Source organism: Bartonella sp. 220B (assembly GCF_026930205.1).
GTDB lineage: Bacteria > Pseudomonadota > Alphaproteobacteria > Rhizobiales > Rhizobiaceae > Bartonella.
In genome coordinates this window covers 66,098-84,073 of record NZ_JANHOI010000004.1, presented here as the reverse complement: position 1 = coordinate 84,073, position 17,976 = coordinate 66,098, and the positions used below count along the sequence as shown (strand labels likewise).

At 35.8% G+C, this 17,976-nt stretch carries 15 protein-coding genes, 1 tRNA gene and 2 pseudogenes; 10 read left to right on the top strand and 8 right to left on the bottom strand.

What is annotated here, in order from left to right; all coding sequences use genetic code 11:
* Positions 1–44: 44 nt before the first annotated feature.
* Entirely contained in the window at positions 45–890 is an 846-nt protein-coding gene (locus tag NPX99_RS04205) for a peptidoglycan-binding domain-containing protein (protein WP_269030652.1), read from the bottom strand.
* A 954-nt stretch (positions 891–1,844) separates the two neighbouring features.
* Between NPX99_RS04205 and NPX99_RS04200 the strand changes: the two genes are divergently transcribed.
* Positions 1,845–2,222, top strand: a complete 378-nt coding sequence (locus tag NPX99_RS04200) for a DUF5330 domain-containing protein (RefSeq protein ID WP_269030651.1) — start codon at positions 1,845–1,847, stop codon at positions 2,220–2,222.
* A 111-nt stretch (positions 2,223–2,333) separates the two neighbouring features.
* Positions 2,334–2,747, top strand: a complete 414-nt coding sequence (locus NPX99_RS04195) for a SufE family protein (protein WP_269030650.1) — start codon at positions 2,334–2,336, stop codon at positions 2,745–2,747.
* Between the two features lie 92 nt (positions 2,748–2,839).
* Here the strand turns inward: NPX99_RS04195 and NPX99_RS04190 are convergent, their stop codons facing one another.
* Positions 2,840–3,277, bottom strand: a complete 438-nt coding sequence (locus tag NPX99_RS04190) for a MucR family transcriptional regulator (protein ID WP_269030649.1) — start codon at positions 3,275–3,277, stop codon at positions 2,840–2,842.
* An 847-nt stretch (positions 3,278–4,124) separates the two neighbouring features.
* On the opposite strand from NPX99_RS04190, the gene NPX99_RS04185 reads away from it, so the two are divergent.
* Entirely contained in the window at positions 4,125–6,218 is a 2,094-nt protein-coding gene (locus tag NPX99_RS04185; RefSeq protein ID WP_269030648.1) for a S9 family peptidase, read from the top strand.
* Positions 6,219–6,297: 79 nt separating this feature from the next.
* Here the strand turns inward: NPX99_RS04185 and NPX99_RS04180 are convergent, their stop codons facing one another.
* Positions 6,298–6,900: a superoxide dismutase gene (locus tag NPX99_RS04180; protein ID WP_269030647.1), complete on the bottom strand. Its 603-nt coding sequence runs from the start codon at positions 6,898–6,900 to the stop codon at positions 6,298–6,300.
* 876 nt (positions 6,901–7,776) lie between these two features.
* On the opposite strand from NPX99_RS04180, the gene NPX99_RS04175 reads away from it, so the two are divergent.
* A tRNA-Gln gene (locus NPX99_RS04175) sits at positions 7,777–7,851 on the top strand.
* Positions 7,852–7,923: 72 nt separating this feature from the next.
* Here the strand turns inward: NPX99_RS04175 and NPX99_RS04170 are convergent.
* Positions 7,924–8,186, bottom strand: a pseudogene (locus NPX99_RS04170) (tyrosine-type recombinase/integrase); the annotation flags it as partial.
* A pseudogene (locus NPX99_RS04165) lies at positions 8,169–8,486 on the bottom strand (hypothetical protein); the annotation flags it as partial. The pseudogenes NPX99_RS04165 and NPX99_RS04170, both read right to left, overlap by 18 nt.
* Here NPX99_RS04165 and NPX99_RS04160 point away from each other — a divergent pair.
* Complete coding sequence (locus tag NPX99_RS04160) at positions 8,479–8,619, top strand: hypothetical protein (RefSeq protein WP_269030646.1); 141 nt, start codon at positions 8,479–8,481, stop codon at positions 8,617–8,619. The pseudogene NPX99_RS04165 and the gene NPX99_RS04160 overlap by 8 nt on opposite strands.
* 320 nt (positions 8,620–8,939) lie before the next feature.
* Here NPX99_RS04160 and NPX99_RS04155 read toward each other — a convergent pair whose 3' ends face one another.
* The gene (locus NPX99_RS04155) at positions 8,940–9,077 is read right to left on the bottom strand and encodes a hypothetical protein (protein ID WP_269030645.1); all 138 of its coding nucleotides are present in this window, start codon (positions 9,075–9,077) and stop codon (positions 8,940–8,942) included.
* 252 nt (positions 9,078–9,329) lie between these two features.
* On the opposite strand from NPX99_RS04155, the gene NPX99_RS04150 reads away from it, so the two are divergent.
* From NPX99_RS04150 to NPX99_RS04140, 3 genes are all read left to right on the top strand, one after another.
* Complete coding sequence (locus tag NPX99_RS04150) at positions 9,330–9,539, top strand: hypothetical protein (protein ID WP_269030644.1); 210 nt, start codon at positions 9,330–9,332, stop codon at positions 9,537–9,539.
* Positions 9,540–9,923: 384 nt separating this feature from the next.
* Entirely contained in the window at positions 9,924–10,604 is a 681-nt protein-coding gene (locus NPX99_RS04145; protein WP_269030643.1) for a nitroreductase, read from the top strand.
* A 311-nt stretch (positions 10,605–10,915) separates the two neighbouring features.
* On the top strand, positions 10,916–12,313 hold the full coding sequence (locus NPX99_RS04140; protein WP_269030642.1) for an L-serine ammonia-lyase: 1,398 nt from the start codon (positions 10,916–10,918) through the stop codon (positions 12,311–12,313).
* Positions 12,314–13,352: 1,039 nt separating this feature from the next.
* On the opposite strand, the gene NPX99_RS04135 is transcribed toward NPX99_RS04140, so the two are convergent.
* A complete protein-coding gene (locus NPX99_RS04135; protein WP_269030641.1) occupies positions 13,353–13,631 on the bottom strand; it encodes a hypothetical protein in 279 nt (92 codons plus the stop codon).
* Positions 13,632–13,662: 31 nt separating this feature from the next.
* On the bottom strand, positions 13,663–15,012 hold the full coding sequence (locus NPX99_RS04130; RefSeq protein WP_269030640.1) for a D-alanyl-D-alanine carboxypeptidase: 1,350 nt from the start codon (positions 15,010–15,012) through the stop codon (positions 13,663–13,665).
* A 184-nt stretch (positions 15,013–15,196) separates the two neighbouring features.
* Here NPX99_RS04130 and clpS point away from each other — a divergent pair, with 184 nt between their 5' ends.
* The gene (clpS, locus tag NPX99_RS04125; protein ID WP_269030639.1) at positions 15,197–15,616 is read left to right on the top strand and encodes an ATP-dependent Clp protease adapter ClpS; all 420 of its coding nucleotides are present in this window, start codon (positions 15,197–15,199) and stop codon (positions 15,614–15,616) included.
* Positions 15,617–15,622: 6 nt separating this feature from the next.
* Positions 15,623–17,974: an ATP-dependent Clp protease ATP-binding subunit ClpA gene (gene clpA, locus NPX99_RS04120; RefSeq protein ID WP_269030638.1), complete on the top strand. Its 2,352-nt coding sequence runs from the start codon at positions 15,623–15,625 to the stop codon at positions 17,972–17,974.
* Positions 17,975–17,976: the final 2 nt, after the last annotated feature.

Below are 17,976 nucleotides of genomic sequence, written 5' to 3'. Positions count from 1 at the left end.
ATCACTATGTTTTCAGTATTCACTGTATAAGATGAATTTTGCCATCAATTCAACAAACCAACTTCACGCATTTTCATCAAAACGGTGTGATCAATTTTACCTGTTATGGGAAGATCAAACATTTTTTGAAACTGTTTTAGAGCATCTGTTGTCTTTTGGTCTTCTATACCCGTAACAATAACCTCTTGATGACCAAAAATACGTAAAGCTTTTTGCACTTGCATGATATCTGCAACAGGATGCTTTAAAACAGTTTCTTTTGAGCGTGGCATAGCTTTTATTTTTGTTGTTTCATTTGCCATTTCTATTTCATTACGCTTAATTAATACTGTAATTTCATCCGTTTCTGGATTGGATAAAATATTATGTTGTATTCCATGAGTGGTTTGTTGTTTCCAAAGTGCTATAGCACGACGCATTTTAGGTCCTTCTATTCCATCTAAAGGACCATCATAAAGCCCCAATTTTGCCAACTTCTTTTGCATTTTTAATGTGTTTTCTGACAAAGCATGTGAAGATAAGTTTTTGTGTAGTTGGCTTGGAAAATCTACAGAAGGATCAGGAGACACTGCGCTAAGTTTTGCTTCTTTTGCAGATAAAGGAGAGTTTTTTTCTCTATTTTGAGAAAATATAAATTTCATTTTCATCAAGGCATCTTGATGCATTATCATTTGTGAAAATAAAGCATTAAATGAAACAAATCCAAAACTAATGATGAAAAGAAGTGAGCCAATGAAAAACAGAGCATTTTTCCGTGTATAGAAATAAAGTGTTTTTGCTATCCAAAAAACAAACCGACAGCTTATGAGAAAAAATGTTATAACAATACTACTATAGTGTTTACGCTTTTTTACCGTTTTTGTTCTGCGCGTCTTTCGTTTTTTTGCCATTATTTTTTATTTTCAAGAGTAATTGTTTTTTATACAGAAATGAATATAAATTATTTTCACTTTCAGTAAGAGGGAGAGAGTTTTATGTTGTTACTCTTTTTTTTCAAATTATTAAAACCAACAAATTCGTCATGTAAATCTATAAGCCAATAATAAATTAACAATAGTTTTTACCCAGTTGTCTTCGCTTCATATTTTACAGAATTTCTAGTATGTATAGAAAAACTCTACCTATGCAATACCGTTTTTACGCTTGAAATTATATCGTCACATATCATCATCTCAACTGAAAGTGCTACGTCATTTTTTCATTTTTTTACGTATATATTTTCTATTCTTTGCAATCAAATTGAAACAGCATTATATTTATCACGTTTTAGAACTGAGAAAAGTATTATATCTTTTCCAAATATCTCGTATGTATATAACTTGTATTTCAACACAATGCTGATGAGCATAATTTTTTCTCATATCATATATATTCTAGCATAAATCTATTTTGCTAATATTCGATAAATTTCATAAAATTCAACAGACATGATTTTTAAAATATCTGCAGAAAAGTGGTTGGTGGTTTAATTCTTATAATTTTATATTGTGCTTTTTATAAAGGGTATCGTTAGGTATCTAAACCTCACTTATTGTTATGATTATGAGGTATCATTTTGTCTTTTATACTACATGTATGTTTATAAGATGTCATGAAAGCACAATCTCACATACTTCAACGTTTTTATTTTTTCACTGTGCAATTTTTATGTTCATTTTTTAATAAAAAGTGCATGCGATTTTGTTTTTAGCTACATCATGTCTTATGATGACATAATGAATGCTACACATCTGATACACAAATACTCAATTTTATAAAGGACTTATCTTATAAATTTTTTATAAAGAAGAAGAGTATAGACTGCTGCTTGTGTTTCATTTACAACTGCGGTGCATTGGTTGCCCATGATACGTTTTTTGATCAAATTATTCTTTTTTTTGTTTTTTGTTTTTGTCATCATTTCATTTTTTGTAGAAAAACCGAGTAATAATTATTCCTTTTCTCAAAAAGATCATGAGACAATAACGAGTGATGTGATTATTGCTTTTAAGGAAGCTTTAAGTGATTTAGGAACATTTTGTGATCGTAATATAGAAGCCTGCAAAGTAGGAAAGTCCTTTTTAAGTTCACTTGGCGAGCGTGCATATTATGGTGCAAGAGCAGCTTACGAATATTTTGGACGCATACTGGGTGATAAGAATATGGCAACCTCTCCCAAAATTACGTCTAAGAGGGAGGCACAAGAGTCTACACAAAAACAGAAATATACGACATTACCTTGAAATATTTTTTGAACGTTCATTATAGGTATTATGCTTCATGAGAAGAGTCATTACTTATCTTTCAAGTAAATACATGTAAGATAATCATAAAAGAAGAACAGGACTGAGATTATGGCAGAAACGATTGAGAATATTATAGAAAACTTTTCTCTTTTGGATAATTGGGAAGATCGTTATCGTTATGTCATTGAACTTGGACATGAATTACCACCTTTTCCAGAAAGCGCTCGCAATGATGATCACAAAGTGCGGGGATGTGTTAGCCAAGTATGGCTTTTATCATCACGTGATAATACTTCGGATAATCCAACATTAACATTTCAAGGTGATTCTGATGCCCATATTGTACGTGGACTTATTTACATTCTTCTTGCCTTTTATTCAGGAAAAAAAGCCTCTGAAATCCGCAATGCCGATGCGGAAGGTTTTTTTGAAACACTTGGTTTAAAAGAAAATCTTACACCACAACGGTCAAATGGTCTTAAATCGATGATTGAACGAATTCGTAAAGAAAGTCATGTATAAAAATCAATATTTTATAAAAAAACTATACCAAATTTACTGAAAAAACGCTTTACATTATATACCGAAGGCGACCAGTTTTTTAGAAGACACTGTTATTTTGCTTTCTTCCGTTTACTTTTGCGCCCAAGTCCCATCTCTTTTGCCAAAGCTGAGCGTGCCTTTGCATAATTCGGCGCAACCATAGGATAAGAGCTGTCTAGTTGCCATTTTTCACGATATTCCTCTGGCAACATTCCATAATGAGTCATGAGATGACGCTTTAAAGATTTAAACTTTTTCCCATCTTCAAGGCAGATGAGATAATCTGGAAAGATTGAACGCTTTGGGTTAACGGCTGGTCTCTGCTTTTCAACTTCTACTTCTGTTAATTCTACATTCCCCGCTTTACGAAAAGCGGCATGAACATCAGCAATTAAACTTGGTATTTCGGTCGGTCGGATAGAATTATTACTTACGTAGGCAGCAACAATATCAGCAACCAATGTAATAACTAAATTGCTTTCAGTCTCTAAGACTGGATGATGTTCCATTCTTCTTTCCTTTAATTTGAATTAAGTAATCTAAAATCGAGATACAGCACATATCCTCATGACATGAGATTGCATGCACACAGGTTTCATATTGTACAAAAATCTTTTTTGTCAATTCAATTATTCTATAAAATTGCTAAAACACAAAAAAATCAAATAAACACCTCTTTTTGGCCATAATATACAACAAGAAGAACCAACTTATTGACCTATTAGAATATAGTTTTTTATATAAAATCTCGTAAACAAAATATATTATAAATGTAAAAAATGATATAAAATGAATCAATTTATTTTAGAGAGATTGTATAAATGAAAATATAAAACATAAGTTAATATTTTATTTAATATGTTTATTATTTATTATTATTTTTATGAAATAATCTCGTTAAATGTAAAATTAACTTATTGTTGTTTTTTAAATTTAAAAATACTTTTAATAAATTAAAATTTATTTGTAATACTATCTTAATAAATATGTATTATACAATTAGCTATCAATATGGTACAGTAAAATATTATTGCTAAAAAATAAGAACAACATAGCTACATATATTTTTAAAGTGGATTCTATTATTTATTCCGAAAATTAGTTCTACTATTTGAAGAAAAATTCAGTTCTGCTACATAATAGCCTTATTTCCTTAGCTTGTGACTTTTATAGGGTATTATACACAGAAGACAATGCCTGTAATATGGATAAACAGAAATATATAATGCCATTGTAGAAACTATCACAGCTGTATTTTTGTAAGTAAGCGGAATTTACAGATTTACACACTTGCATAAACAATGCGATTCTAACATATACGAAGTCGTGAGTTTGTATTTAACATTAGGATCGTGCATGACTGGCTCTTCTGTAATTCCCCCTAAAGCATCTAAAATCACACATAAAGAAGTATATCATGGTATTTGTCGTAATGATCCCTATCATTGGCTACGTGCGTCTCATTGGCAAGATGTTTTTAAAAACCCTCATTGTCTTGACTTAAATATTCGATATCATCTCGAAAATGAAAATGCTTATCAGGCTGCTCAAATGGCTGATACAAAGCCATTACAAGATTTGCTTTTTACTGAAATGAAAGGACGTATCCAAGAAAATGACAGTTCCGTTCCTATAAAACATGGGCCTTTTGCTTATGGATTTTCTTATGTTACCGGAGGCCAACAACCACATTATTTCCGTATATCAAGAAATGGGGGAGAAAAAAACGTTTACCTTAATGGTGATGCTTTGGCTGAAGGAAAAGAATATTTTAATTTTGGTTCAGTTCAAGAATCTCCTGATCATACACATGTTGTCTGGACTTATGATGACAAAGGATCAGAATTTTATAAAGCTAAAATTCGTAATTTGGAAACATTGTCTGATTGTATGGATACCATTACTGACACATCAGGACAAATTGTATGGGATGCTAAATCTGAAGGTTTTTTTTATACGAAGATGGATGAAAATCATCGGCCTTCAGAGCTCTATTATCACCGATTAAACACTAATCAATCACAAGATAAGCTTATTTTTCGCGAAGATAATCCAGGATTTTTCTTACACGTAAGCGGTTCTAAACTTAATGACGTTATTTATATTAACATTCATGATCATGAAACATCAGAGGTTTGGTTGATTCCAGCTGAAGCGCCTCTCACTGTTCCGCAATGTGTACGGAAGCGGCAAAAAGGTATTGAATATTCACTTACAGAAGGTGGTGATGTCTTTTATATTCTAACCAATCTGGATAACGCAAAAGACTTTAAAATTATGGTAGCGCCATATGCATCTCCGCAATCGGAAAATTGGTTTGAACTTGTGCCACACCAGCTTGGACATCTGATACTATCGCATGATGCTTATCAAGATTTTCTTATCTGGCTTGAGCGTTTTGAAGGACAGCCTCGTATAAAAATAATGGAGCGTACTACTAAACAAATTCATTCCATTGCTTTTACTGAGGAGGCTTATTCTTTAGGGCTACAAGGTGCAGCAGAATACAACAGTCAAACCATTCGTTTTTCCTATTCCTCTATGACGACACCTGATCAAGTGTTTGATTATGAAATGAAAAGCCGCAAACGGATGCTTTTAAAAACGCAAACCATTCCTTCTGGGCATAATAAAGATGACTATATAACACGGCGTGTTATAGCGATAGCAGACGATGGTGAAAAAATTCCTATTTCGCTTTTTTATCACAAAGCTACCGCTCTTAACGGTCGTGCACCCTGTTTGCTTTACGGTTATGGAGCCTATGGAATTTCCATACCAGCCAGTTTCAATAGCAATGTACTTTCTTTGGTTAATAGAGGTTTTATTTATGCCATAGCCCATATTCGTGGAGGGAAAGAAAAAGGAGTTGAATGGTATGAGAAGGGAAAACACCTTTTTAAATACAATACATTTACAGATTTTATTGCTTGTGGACGCTATCTTGTGAACAATAAATTTACTTCTCATGACCGTCTTATTGCCCAAGGTGGTTCAGCAGGAGGAATGTTGATGGGAGCTATTGCTAATATAGCTCCACAGGATTTTGCTGGAATTGTAGCAAATGTGCCTTTTGTTGATGTTTTAAATACTATGTTAGATGCTTCATTGCCCCTAACGCCCCCAGAATGGCCAGAATGGGGGAATCCTCTTGAATCAGAAGAGGACTATAATTTTATCGCTTCCTATTCTCCCTACGATAACGTCAAAGCTCAGAAATATCCTCCTATGCTTGTGACGGCAGGATTAACAGATCCTCGTGTAACTTACTGGGAACCTGCGAAATGGGTAGCAAAATTACGAGACTTGAAAACAGACGATAATGCAATTTTATTACGCATTAATATGGATTCAGGTCATGCAGGTGCAGCGGGACGTTTTTCAAAGATAGAAGAAATTGCATATATCTATGCATATATTCTAAAAATAGTAGGAAAAAACTGCTGCTAATTTAAACATCTGTCTCTTTTAGAAAGGCTCCATCACGCATTAGCTTACGAAGCCTTTCACAAAGAGCTGTGTAAATAGCTTAAAGTTCACAATCTTCATAAAGCTTCAAAACATAATCCCAATTAATTAAATGGTCTATGAAAGCTTCGATATATTTGGGGCGTGCATTGCGATAATCAATGTAATAGGAATGTTCCCATACATCGATTCCCAAAATAGGTTGAGCATCATGAACTAAAGGATTTTCACCATTAGGTGTTTTCATAATTTCAAGCTTGCCATCTTTAACAGCAACCCATGCCCACCCAGAACCAAATTGGGCAGTAGCAGCGGCAATAAAATCAGTGCGGAATCTATCATAGCCACCTAGATCAGCCTCAACAGCTTTTGCTAGTTTTTCAGGAAGTTTTTGACCACCACCACCTTTTGTCATCCAATGCCAAAAATGGTTATGATTGTAATATTGCGCTGCATTATTAAATAAACCTATATTTTTCCCAAAGCTTTTTTTAACAATATCTTCAAGGCTTTCATTTTCTAAGCCTAATTCTTTTACAAAATTATTGGTATTGGTCAGATAAGCGAGGTGATGCTTATCATGATGATATTCAAGCGTTTCACGTGACATATAGGGCGAAAGGGCGTCATAATCATAAGGCAACGCAGCCAATTCAAAAGCCATTTGAAAATCTCCTCGATTCTATTTTGTTAAGCTCACTCCACAAACTTAATGTGCCATTTACTTCATCTAAAAGCAAATGTTGAATATCCGTTTGTATGAATTAATTCGGTAATCATCTCTTCGTAAAGGTCTTTTTAGGAGATGTACACGCGCAATCACTCGAAATAGCACTGATTTATATCAGTGTCTTTCGGAAGAAATTTTTATACCGATGCACGCGCAAAAAATGCAATTAATTATCTTTTTAAATAAAAGTGAGCGAGAGAGCTATCAATAGCTTATTTTTTTATCTAAAATGTGTTGTTACTTTTATCACAGTGTTGGCAACGGAGGACGCGTGGGTATCTTTTGCAAAAACCTTAGAAATATTTGATAATTCTAGTAACCACTGATAGTTTATACATATTAGCTAAAAATGGGATTTATCTTATAATAAGTAATGGTGTTCATTGTGCGTTATTGTTCTAATCTGTAAGTTAAGAGAGAGAGATTAATTATTGTGTATTGAATCAGCAAGAATGCAATGAATGAAGGTAAAAGCTCATCAATAATATAAAGTCTCTGTTTTCTGCTCTCATTTAAAGAGCTTAGATTTAAATGCATTAAGAGAAAAGAATATTTTATGATAATTTTTAAACACATTGGTAATTATAAAATTTGCGTTTTGTGTTGTCAGGAGATGAAAAATAGATAAATAGCCATTGCTTATGTTGAAAGTGTAAACGGGTGGGAGCTTTCTGCTACAGTTTTGCGAAAATATAATACGTGTAAGATTTCAAAATTTTATAATAAAAAAGTAAAAGCTTTGTTTTTCAGATATTGCGTACCTTCATAGGAATCGCTATAAGGTGCAAAAGTAGTGTTGATCGTGTTTTTTGGGGTATAGCCAAGCGGTAAGGCACCGGTTTTTGGTACCGGCATTCCCTGGTTCGAATCCAGGTACCCCAGCCAATATTTAATCAAATCAATAGGTTGCATAAAAGTTCGGGAGTTTTAATTCCGTTGATTCTTTTAACTTATTTTCTACCTATCCCTAACTTTTTTGATTTCTTCTATTGCAAGTCGTTTTCTATCTGCTGTTTTAATATAAAGTGACGGTATTTTATCTTTTGTTCGGCTAAAAAGCACTTTCATTTGGGAAACTATAGCACTAGCATTTGCTGCGCGTGTTACTGGTCACTTTTTCAATCTCACTCCATGGGCTGTTTTTTAATTCCCGCCGTATTGTTTCGTGTCTCACGAAATAGGTTACAAAAACCTTCTTTGACAAGAATAGAAATACCACGTGATCTCAAGCTTTTTCCCAATTCCTTTTGTAAAATCTCATCAACAGAACGAATAATAAAATCCGCAACCTCAACAGGGGGCTAAACAATTTCAAGTTTATCAGTTGTCTTTTAAAATGCTTTGGTAAAAAAACTTTCATAAAGCTTGATAATAAGATTTTGTCTTGCATGAGGTTCGGTAATACCAGAAGAACATAATTTTACACTGTCATAGAATTCTTTAGGTTCTTTCGACACCTCTACAATATTTTTCTTGTCTAATTCAGTTAAAATCTTTTCCATTGCTTGAGAGATGGCATTGCATTTTTACGAGCATTGTTCACACCAACAGTGGGAAAAACACCACACTGGCTGGGTCAATGGTTTTGGTAAACATGTAAAAATGGATGTGGAGGATGTTTTTACGATCACCAGCTGCAATGCTACGGAGTAAATTTAGTTAAGCAGAAATTGGTTTCATTCGGTTATAATGGCGGGAAAAAACTGATGCAGCATCAAAAATCTCTCCTTCCAAAAGGGATAAATCCTTCAGCCATTATAACAGTATTGTGGAGTAATTAGGGGGCAAAGCTGGGGTGGTTTTGGCATCACTGTAAAAAGATAACACATACGGACATTACCAACAGTGCCGATGCCCAAGCCAGAAGTCAAGAGTTTAATGTTTCAGGGAGCGTGACTTTAAAACAGAGCACATATGGCATCATTAGAGAAATGTTGCTAAGAATGTTTTTAAATTATGCTAAAGCGCATAATTCAGTGGAAAGGCAAACCAAATCCGCTATCAGTAACAGCACTATCATCATTACTGATGAAGCGAGGGTAAAAGGCATTGATGGGGCAGGGGAGTGAACAAACAATTGCCTCCCTTAATTGTGCACCGCTACAGCGCATAAAGGCATACAAACACTAGATGTAAGCAAGCTGGAATAAATAGTTCGTTAAAACCACGAAATGGCAACTCAATTTCTGGAAGAGGGATTTAAATACAGAGATGAATCCTATAAAACCATGTTTATCAAAGAACTCCTTATTGTTGTGGTTAATTGAGAAAAAGACGGCAATATAATCTATCTCGGAGATAAAAATGAAAATCCTATAAAAGGTAGTGCAAATGAAGTGACTTCTGTTTATAAAGAGGCAGCGATGAGTACTGCTGAGGATACTTGCGATAAAATAGGCCATGAAAGTTTAATCTCTTATATTTGGAAGAGCAAGCTATGGATTGTCCAGCTGTTTCTTCAGCGTTTTTCAGTAAAGTGTTGCCATTACAGGTTATCTGTATATGGTGAAGTGATTAAAATGATGGGAGATGTAAAAGCAGTTCCATTAATTGATGATGACCAAGCAGATTAAGATTGTAGCAAAACTTATTCCGATATTTGCAAGCACAGTAGCAGTATGTGCAGCTTGGAGGACGCGGGTCGCAGATACAGGGTGATATTGATGATCTCCACCATGATTTAGAACGCATCGAGAAAATTTTTTTAAGAGTTTAGTTGAATTGAGAGTTAATCGTTGCTTATAAAATTTATTCCATATTCATTTTGGATGATTTTCTTTCCATGAATCATTAAATGGCTGTATATTCTTTAATGGTCTGCATTGAGAGGGTGTGCAATGTATAAGCTTTTCAGGAAGAGTAGGACAAATAAAAAGGGTTGCAAAGGTGTTCTTGCAACGCATTGGCTTTGAATGAGCAAACAACAAATTCACTTTTCAAAAGAGAAAGTAAAAATAATGACAGATGATTCTTCTATTAATGTTTTCCAATCTATTCTGTCACGTAAGTCGATTCGAGCTTTTACCAATCAGCCAGTCTCAGAGGAAATAATCAAAGAAATTTTAAAACTTGCGGCACGTGCACCATCTGGAACGAATATTCAGCCATGGCAAGTCATTGTTCTTACAGGGGATGTATTGCAGAAAGTAGGACAAGAACTTTCACAACTCGTGCTCTCGGGTGTAAAAGGCGAACGTGAAGTTCCTTATTATCCACGCCAATGGCGTGAACCTTATCTTTCAAGGCGTCGAAAAATTGGTTTGGATCTTTATAAAAGCCTTGGAATTCAAAAAGATGAGCAGGAAAAAATGCTTCACCAGAAAGCGCAAAATTTTTCCTTTTTTGGTGCGCCTGTAGGGCTTTTGTTTACAATGGATTACGACATGGAAAGGGGAAACTGGCTTGATTTGGGGATGTTTATGCAGACCATTATGTTAGCAGCACGTGGGTTTGGGTTGGATACATGTTCCCAAGCTGCTTTTGCTGATTATCATAAGCAAATTCGTACACTTTTATCAGTGCCTTCTGATCGGCAAATTATTTGTGGTATGGCACTTGGCTATCGCGATATGAATGCTCCAGAAAATAATTTTGAAACTGAACGTGAGCCAATTGAGAATTTTGTGCGCTTTATGTAAGTGGGTGTCATTTTTTTAGATCTTGGATTTATAAAAAACATTTCGGTGAGAACTTCTCATTCTTATTCAATTTTAAATTGCATATTAATTTTTATTTTACTACGCTTACAAAATTAAAAGGATGATTATTGTCCGTTTCGAGGGTTGGCTATGGAAAGCGCTATAGAAAAAAAATGTTGGATGGTAGCAAGACGAGCGACATTCGTATTTATTGCTGTTATTCTTTTAGCTTATCTTGCAATTTGATTTTAAATGGGACAAACGCGATAAAAAAGCGTATACTCAGAGTTTGTGGAATTTTGGGGTGATGAGTGTTTTTATCTGTTTTTGAACTTTTTAAAATTGGTATTGGTCCTTCTAGTTCACATACGATGGGGCCCATGACGGCGGCTAACATGTTTTTGCAAGAGATTCTTGCACGCAATTTCTCTCAGCCACTTGAAGCTGAGGTCTTCCGTATACGTGTTTATCTTTATGGTTCTTTGGCTTTTACAGGAATTGGGCATGCTACAGATGGAGCTATTATATTAGGGCTTTTGGGCGAAAAAGCATCTACTGTTGACCCTGATTGTATGGGATTCCTCTTAGAAAAAGTTATACGTGAAAAAAAAGTGCAACCAAAAGGCCATCCTGCTTATCAGTTTGATTTGCAAAGTGATCTTATTTTTGAACGAAAAAAAGTTCTACCTGGACATGCTAACGGACTTGCGTTTGAAGGGCTTGATAATGAGGGGAATATTCTTTTGCGGCAGATTTATTATTCTATTGGCGGTGGTTTTGTTGTGACTGAGGATGAATTAAGCCATATGAATAGTAATACGCAACAGGAAACGTTTGAAGTGCCATATCCTTTTGATTCTGCACGTGAAATGTTGTCAATGGCAGAAAAATCAGGATTTTCCATTGCTGAAATGAAGCGCATAAACGAAGAGACGAAGATGGAGCGTTCGGCTCTTGATACGGGTCTTGATGAAATTTTTTCCGCTATGACAAATTGTATTGATAGAGGTCTTTCACAAGAAGGCGTATTGCCAGGTGGATTGCATGTTCCAAGGCGTGCTAAAAAGCTGTATGAAAAGCTTTTAGAAAATCGAAAGAAAAATCGCAATTATCCACTTTGGGCTAATGATTGGCTTTCGGTATATGCCATAGCAGTAAATGAGGAAAATGCTGCAGGTGGCCGTGTTGTTACGGCACCAACGAATGGAGCAGCTGGAGTTGTGCCTGCAGTTTTGCGTTATTATCTCCAGTTTAATGATGATTCAGATCGGGAGGGAATCCATAATTTTTTGTTAACGGCAGCAGCCATTGGGGGGGTGATTAAACATAATGCTTCTATTTCTGGTGCAGAAGTTGGATGTCAAGGTGAAGTTGGGACAGCATCTTCAATGGCAGCAGCAGGGTTAACAGCCGCGTTGGGTGGTACACCGGCTCAAATTGAAAATGCTGCAGAGATTGCGCTGGAGCATCATTTGGGAATGACATGTGATCCGGTTGCAGGTCTTGTGCAGGTTCCTTGCATTGAACGCAATGCAATGGGGGCTGTTAAGGCGGTGACAGCTTCTTCTCTTGCGTTGCATGGTAATGGGGATCATTTTGTTTCTCTTGATGCTTGTATAGAAACAATGCGTCAGACAGGACATGATATGAGTGAACGCTATAAAGAAACGAGTAAAGCTGGTCTCGCAGTCAATGCAATATCCTGTTAAAGCGTGCAACGGATTGTAATCTGGTAAATTCTGGCTGTCTATTGCTTATGAAAGTAACAGCGGGCACCATCATTGTATTTGTGAGTTCTCAGTATTGGCTGGAAGCTTTTGTATTAAAACGGTTTATAAAGAGATATATTGAGTCTCTGCTTAAACGGCTTCACAGAGCTATTTCGCGTGTGATGTGCAAGAGAACAAAATTAATTTATCATAAGAGAATATTCTTGTATTCTGCGGTCTCATTGAAGTTGTAAAATGATGAATGAGCTTTATTAAAGCTGTCTTCGCTAGACGCTAACAAATTAATTATTTTCATGTTATGTCAAACTATTTGATATTGTAAGACGTTTTTGTTTTACGCATTATTACCAATAAATCACCAGAACTCATTGAATCACAGTGCGAAAGGTGGATGAGCATACGTGTAAAAAATTTTTTGAGTACAAGAATAGTGGTGACACATGAGTACGAATAAATACAAGGGGTGATAGTTGGGCTCTGGCTGTGTAAAAGTGAGGGTGTAGAGGCTTGTGGGAGTTATACGATTCATAGTTTTTCGCGAAAAGTAGAGAGTGAGAAACTATAAGGAGTTGTATTTTAAAGTTGCTTTTCTTTTAAAAGAAAACACGAGTTGACTCAAAAAATTTAGGAAATCTTATACAATGCTTATGTCATATGGGGCTTATGTTGCATGGGTGAATTTATGCTTTATTGAAGAGAATTCTCTTCAGTGAGTTATTATGGTTGTGCCCAACCAATGAGAAAACTTTGCATCCGATGGGACTATTTCTTCTTATGAAAAAAGATCAAGAATAATCTTTGATATTAAATCCAAAGGTAAGTCTGACATTTGGTATTTTATGCGCCTTAAGAGATGGTTTTATTAAAAATCTAATCAGAGAGTTGAAGAGAACCCTGCAAGCGCGATGTTTGAAATTTGAGGAAGAAGTTGCGTGTACTAAAAGATTTTTTTAAGTTGTAGACAATGTGTGAATATTCTTAATTTACAAAATAGCTTTTGCGGACATGATCTACAGAATTAGGCGTTTGTTGCACCTAGATGGATTTTAATAGGTACATTACCGGTTTGGCTTGCTACGCGTAAATGAATGCGTACAGGAGGCATGGACAGACGACGATTTCGTATCGTTTGGCAAATGAGAAGGTTAACAAGAGACGGTGTATCTAACGCAGCTGGGCTATATCTTAAATTAGCAAGTTTTGTTGCAGCATCGTGAAGAGAACGCAATGAGAGAAGAGATGATTGCTTCAATAATTTTTCTTTTTTAATGGATGAAGCAAGAGCATTATCGGTCATGATACTATCCTTAACGCGAATTCAAAAACTTTTAATAAGCTACAGTATAGCAGTTAAAATTTGCTTTCTTTAATGTAGAACAAGCATTGAGAGCATCTTTTTTTGATTGAAAGCCTATAAATCGAGCTCGGTAATAATGACGTCCACTTTTCTCAAAAAGTTGCATATGTGAAGATGTGCGCTTTAAAGCAGAATAAGCTGTGTCTTTTGCTTTTAAAAGTAGTTTTTTTGCTTGTTCTTCACTAGGAAGAGAACCAATTTGGATAGCCCATCCGGCGTTTGTGAACAAAGAAGCTGTAAAAATTTTATGAGTCTCAACGGGCATAGCTTTTTGAGGATTAGGGATTGGTATAATTGCTTGGTTGACAGCAGCTATTGCCATATTGGAATTTCTAGGCTGTTCTGCAAATGCTGTTAACATAGTGGAAATTTCATCATCGAAATTGGTTGGTTCAGCTTTAACACTTGGTATAGGAATATTTATACCTTTAGGTAAATTATAGTGTACAGAAGCCATTAAAGGGCTACTACTTTTCGCCCTACTTGCTTTTGGCAAGTATTGGCTCAATAAGCTGGCCATATGCTCGTCACGTGCGGTAGATGATTTACCTCCCATAACGACAGCAACGATAGATCGTCCTTCAAGACGCATCGAAGTCGCTAGATTAGAACCTGACATTTGTGTGTAGCCGGTTTTAATTCCATCTACACCTTTCATGATTTTGACAAGCTTATTGTGGTTGTTAATTGTATGTCCGCGGAAAGTAAAACTTTTGATTTTGAACAAATTATACTGTTGTGGAAAATTTTTGCGCAAGGCTAATGATAAAGTGGCCATATCCCGCGCTGTAGAATAATTACGCACATCAGGAAGCCCTGAAGCATTTGCGAAATGTGTATGTGTCATGCCAAGTTTGCGGGCTTTAGCAGTCATCATTCGAGCGAATTTTTTTTCATTACCGCCGAGATACTCTGCAATGGCAGTTGCAACATCATTTGCTGATCTTGTAATGAGAGCTTTTGCAGCGGCTTCTGCAGAAATTGTTTGACCTGCTTTAAATCCGATTTTTGTTGGTGGCCGTGTTGCTGCATAATGTGAGACGGGAATTGGTGTATTGGGGGTAAGACGACGCATATGCAAGGATTCAAAAAGCATGTAAAGTGTCATCATTTTTGTTAAAGATGCAGGATACCGTTTGAGGGTTGCATTGGCTTGAAATAAAGTTTTTCCTGTATTTGCATCTATAACGATTGCGGCATATTTATCAGGATAGGCTCCTTGAGGAGTAGCTGATGCTCCAGAGTAAGAAAGAACTAAAATAATAAAAGCGATTGTTACCTTTTGGTAGAAACACGCAATTTTTTGGCAGTTAATATACACTGGCAGTATCCTATTTCTCCATTTAATCTGAAAAACTTTTGTAAAGTTTTTTCTTTACGCTGACACAATTTAGATGAATGATATTACTAATTTGTTTACAGAAATTATTTTGTGATTTCCCCCTTTTTAAAACCTAACCAAAAAAGAAAGTTTTTTCTTTATACAAACAGCTGTTGCAATAGTTATGAAAGAACTTAAAATTAATAAAAAATATACAGCACAGGAAATAGTAGTGGTACAAAAACTAATAACAAATTCTATAGTACACATTATGCATAATGAAAAGGGCAAGAATTGGGATAAAAGTAGCCGAGATGTCTTTATAATGTCCAGGATTAGATTAAAACTTCAAAAACCTATGCTGTATCGTGTGCTTTTACTTAATGATGATTACACGCCTATGGATTTCGTTGTTTTTGTTTTAAAAAATTTTTTTAAAAAAAGTTTAGAAGAAGCAACACGTATCATGTTACATGTTCATCAGAATGGGGTAGGCGAATGCGGGACTTATAGTTATGAAGTAGCTGAAATGAAAGTGATACAAGTTAGAGAGTGTGCACGTCGAAATGAACATCCATTACAATGTGTAATGGAATGGAAGTGAGGAGTTATGCCATCTTTTACACCTAGTCTTGAAGAGGTTTTGCATCGGGCATTAACAATTGCTACTCAAGCGCGGCATGAATATGCGACATTAGAGCATCTTCTGCTGGCTCTTCTAGATGATGCTGATGCAAATTTAGTTATTCAGGCTTGTCAGGTAGATGTAGAAGAACTGCGAGAGCGCTTAATAAACTATATCCAGTTAGAATTGGATGGACAGATTAAAGCCGATGAGGATACAAAACCAACAACATTTTTCCAGCGTGTTATCCAACGTGCGGTAATTCATGCTCAATCAGCTGGAAAAGATGAAGTTTCAGGAGCCAATGTTCTGGTTGCAATTTTTTCTGAACGTGAAAGTCATGCGGCATATTTTCTCCAAGAGATGGGAATGACACGTTATGATGCTGTACGTTTTATTTCACATGGTATCGCTCGGGATGAGGGATTATCTATGTTACTTGAGGGACTTGAAGAGCAATTGGATCAGCAGATTTTAGACAATGAAGAAAAGGTAACAGGTGCACTGGCTGCTTATTGTGTTGATCTCAATTGTAAGGCACGAAATGGAAAAATTGATTTATTAATTGGTCGTGAAGTAGAGATTTCACGTATGATTCAGGTTTTATGTAGAAGGTCAAAAAACAATCCGCTTTTGGTTGGCGATCCTGGCGTTGGAAAAACCGCTATCATTGAAGGATTAGCAAAACGTATTGTTGATGGGCAGGTCCCTGAAGTTTTATCAAATGCAACAATATTTTCCCTTGATATCGGAGGGCTTGTTGCTGGTACACGCTATCGTGGTGATTTTGAAGAACGGTTAAAGCACGTTATTAAAGAATTTGAGCAGTCTCCAAACGCTGTTTTATTTATTGATGAAATTCATACTTTAATTGGAGCAGGGGCTACATTGGGAGGAAATATGGATGCGGCAAATCTTTTAAAACCTGCATTATCTTCCGGAACTATTCTATGTATTGGTTCAACGACTTACAGAGAATATCGTAAAATCTTTGAACAAGATCGTGCTTTAGAGCGCCGTTTTCAGAAGATTGATGTTAACGAGCCGTCGATTGCTGATACAATTAAGATTTTGCAGGGGCTGCAGCCTTATTTTGAAAATTTTCATCAAATTAAATACACTGATCAGGCGATGAAGGCATCTGTAGAATTGTCCGCACGTTATATAATTGATCGCCGATTACCGGATAAAGCAATTGATGTTATTGATGAAAGTGGTGCAGCACAAAAGCTTTTGCCAAAAAAGCAAAGGAAAAAAAGTATAGGTGTCAAAGAAGTTGAAGCAACTGTTGCTACTATGGCAAGGATTCCACCAAAAACAGTTTCGGGCGATGATCAAAAGACGCTGAGCAAGCTTGAAGGAGAACTCAAGCATGTTGTTTATGGGCAAGATCAGGCAATTTCCGCATTGGTTTCATCAATTAAATTGGCGCGAGCAGGATTGCGCGAATCAGACAAACCAATAGGAAGTTATTTATTTTCAGGACCAACAGGTGTGGGAAAAACTGAAGTTGCAAAACAGCTTGCATCTTCTTTAGGCATTGAATTATTACGCTTTGATATGTCAGAATATATGGAGCGGCATACAGTGGCGCGCTTAATTGGAGCTCCTCCAGGTTATATAGGGTTTGATCAAGGAGGTCTCCTTACAGATGCAGTTGATCAGAAACCGCATGCAGTTTTATTGTTGGATGAGATTGAAAAAGCGCATCCAGAATTATTTAATATTTTATTGCAGGTGATGGATTACGGTAAATTAACAGACCATAATGGCAAAAAAATTGATTTTTGCAATATTATTTTAATTATGACAACTAATGCCGGTGCTTCAGAGTTGGCAAAGTCGGCTATCGGATTTGGCAAACTGTATCGCGATGGTGATGATATTGAAGCAATTAATAGGCTCTTTACACCGGAATTTCGTAACCGGCTAGATGCGATCATTCCGTTTTCCCCTTTATCTCTGTTAATCATCAATCAGATCGTGCAAAAATTTATTTTTCAACTTGAAGCACAATTAGCTGATCGGGGAATTTGTTTTGAATTAAGTCGTTCTGCTATGGTTTGGCTTGCGAATAAAGGATACGATTCCCAGATGGGGGCACGTCCATTGAACCGTGTTATACAAGAGCATATTAAGAAGCCATTAGCTGACGAAATTTTATTCGGAAAGTTGCGCAATGGTGGCATGGTGCGCGTATTGACACAAAAATCAAACGGGGGAAAAGAGAAATTGCAGTTAGAGATTTCATCTTCTAATATATCTGTTGGCGCAAAGAATAAAAAAACGACACATTTTACCAAAAAATATGTCAAGAAAAAAAGTTCAACGATTTAAAA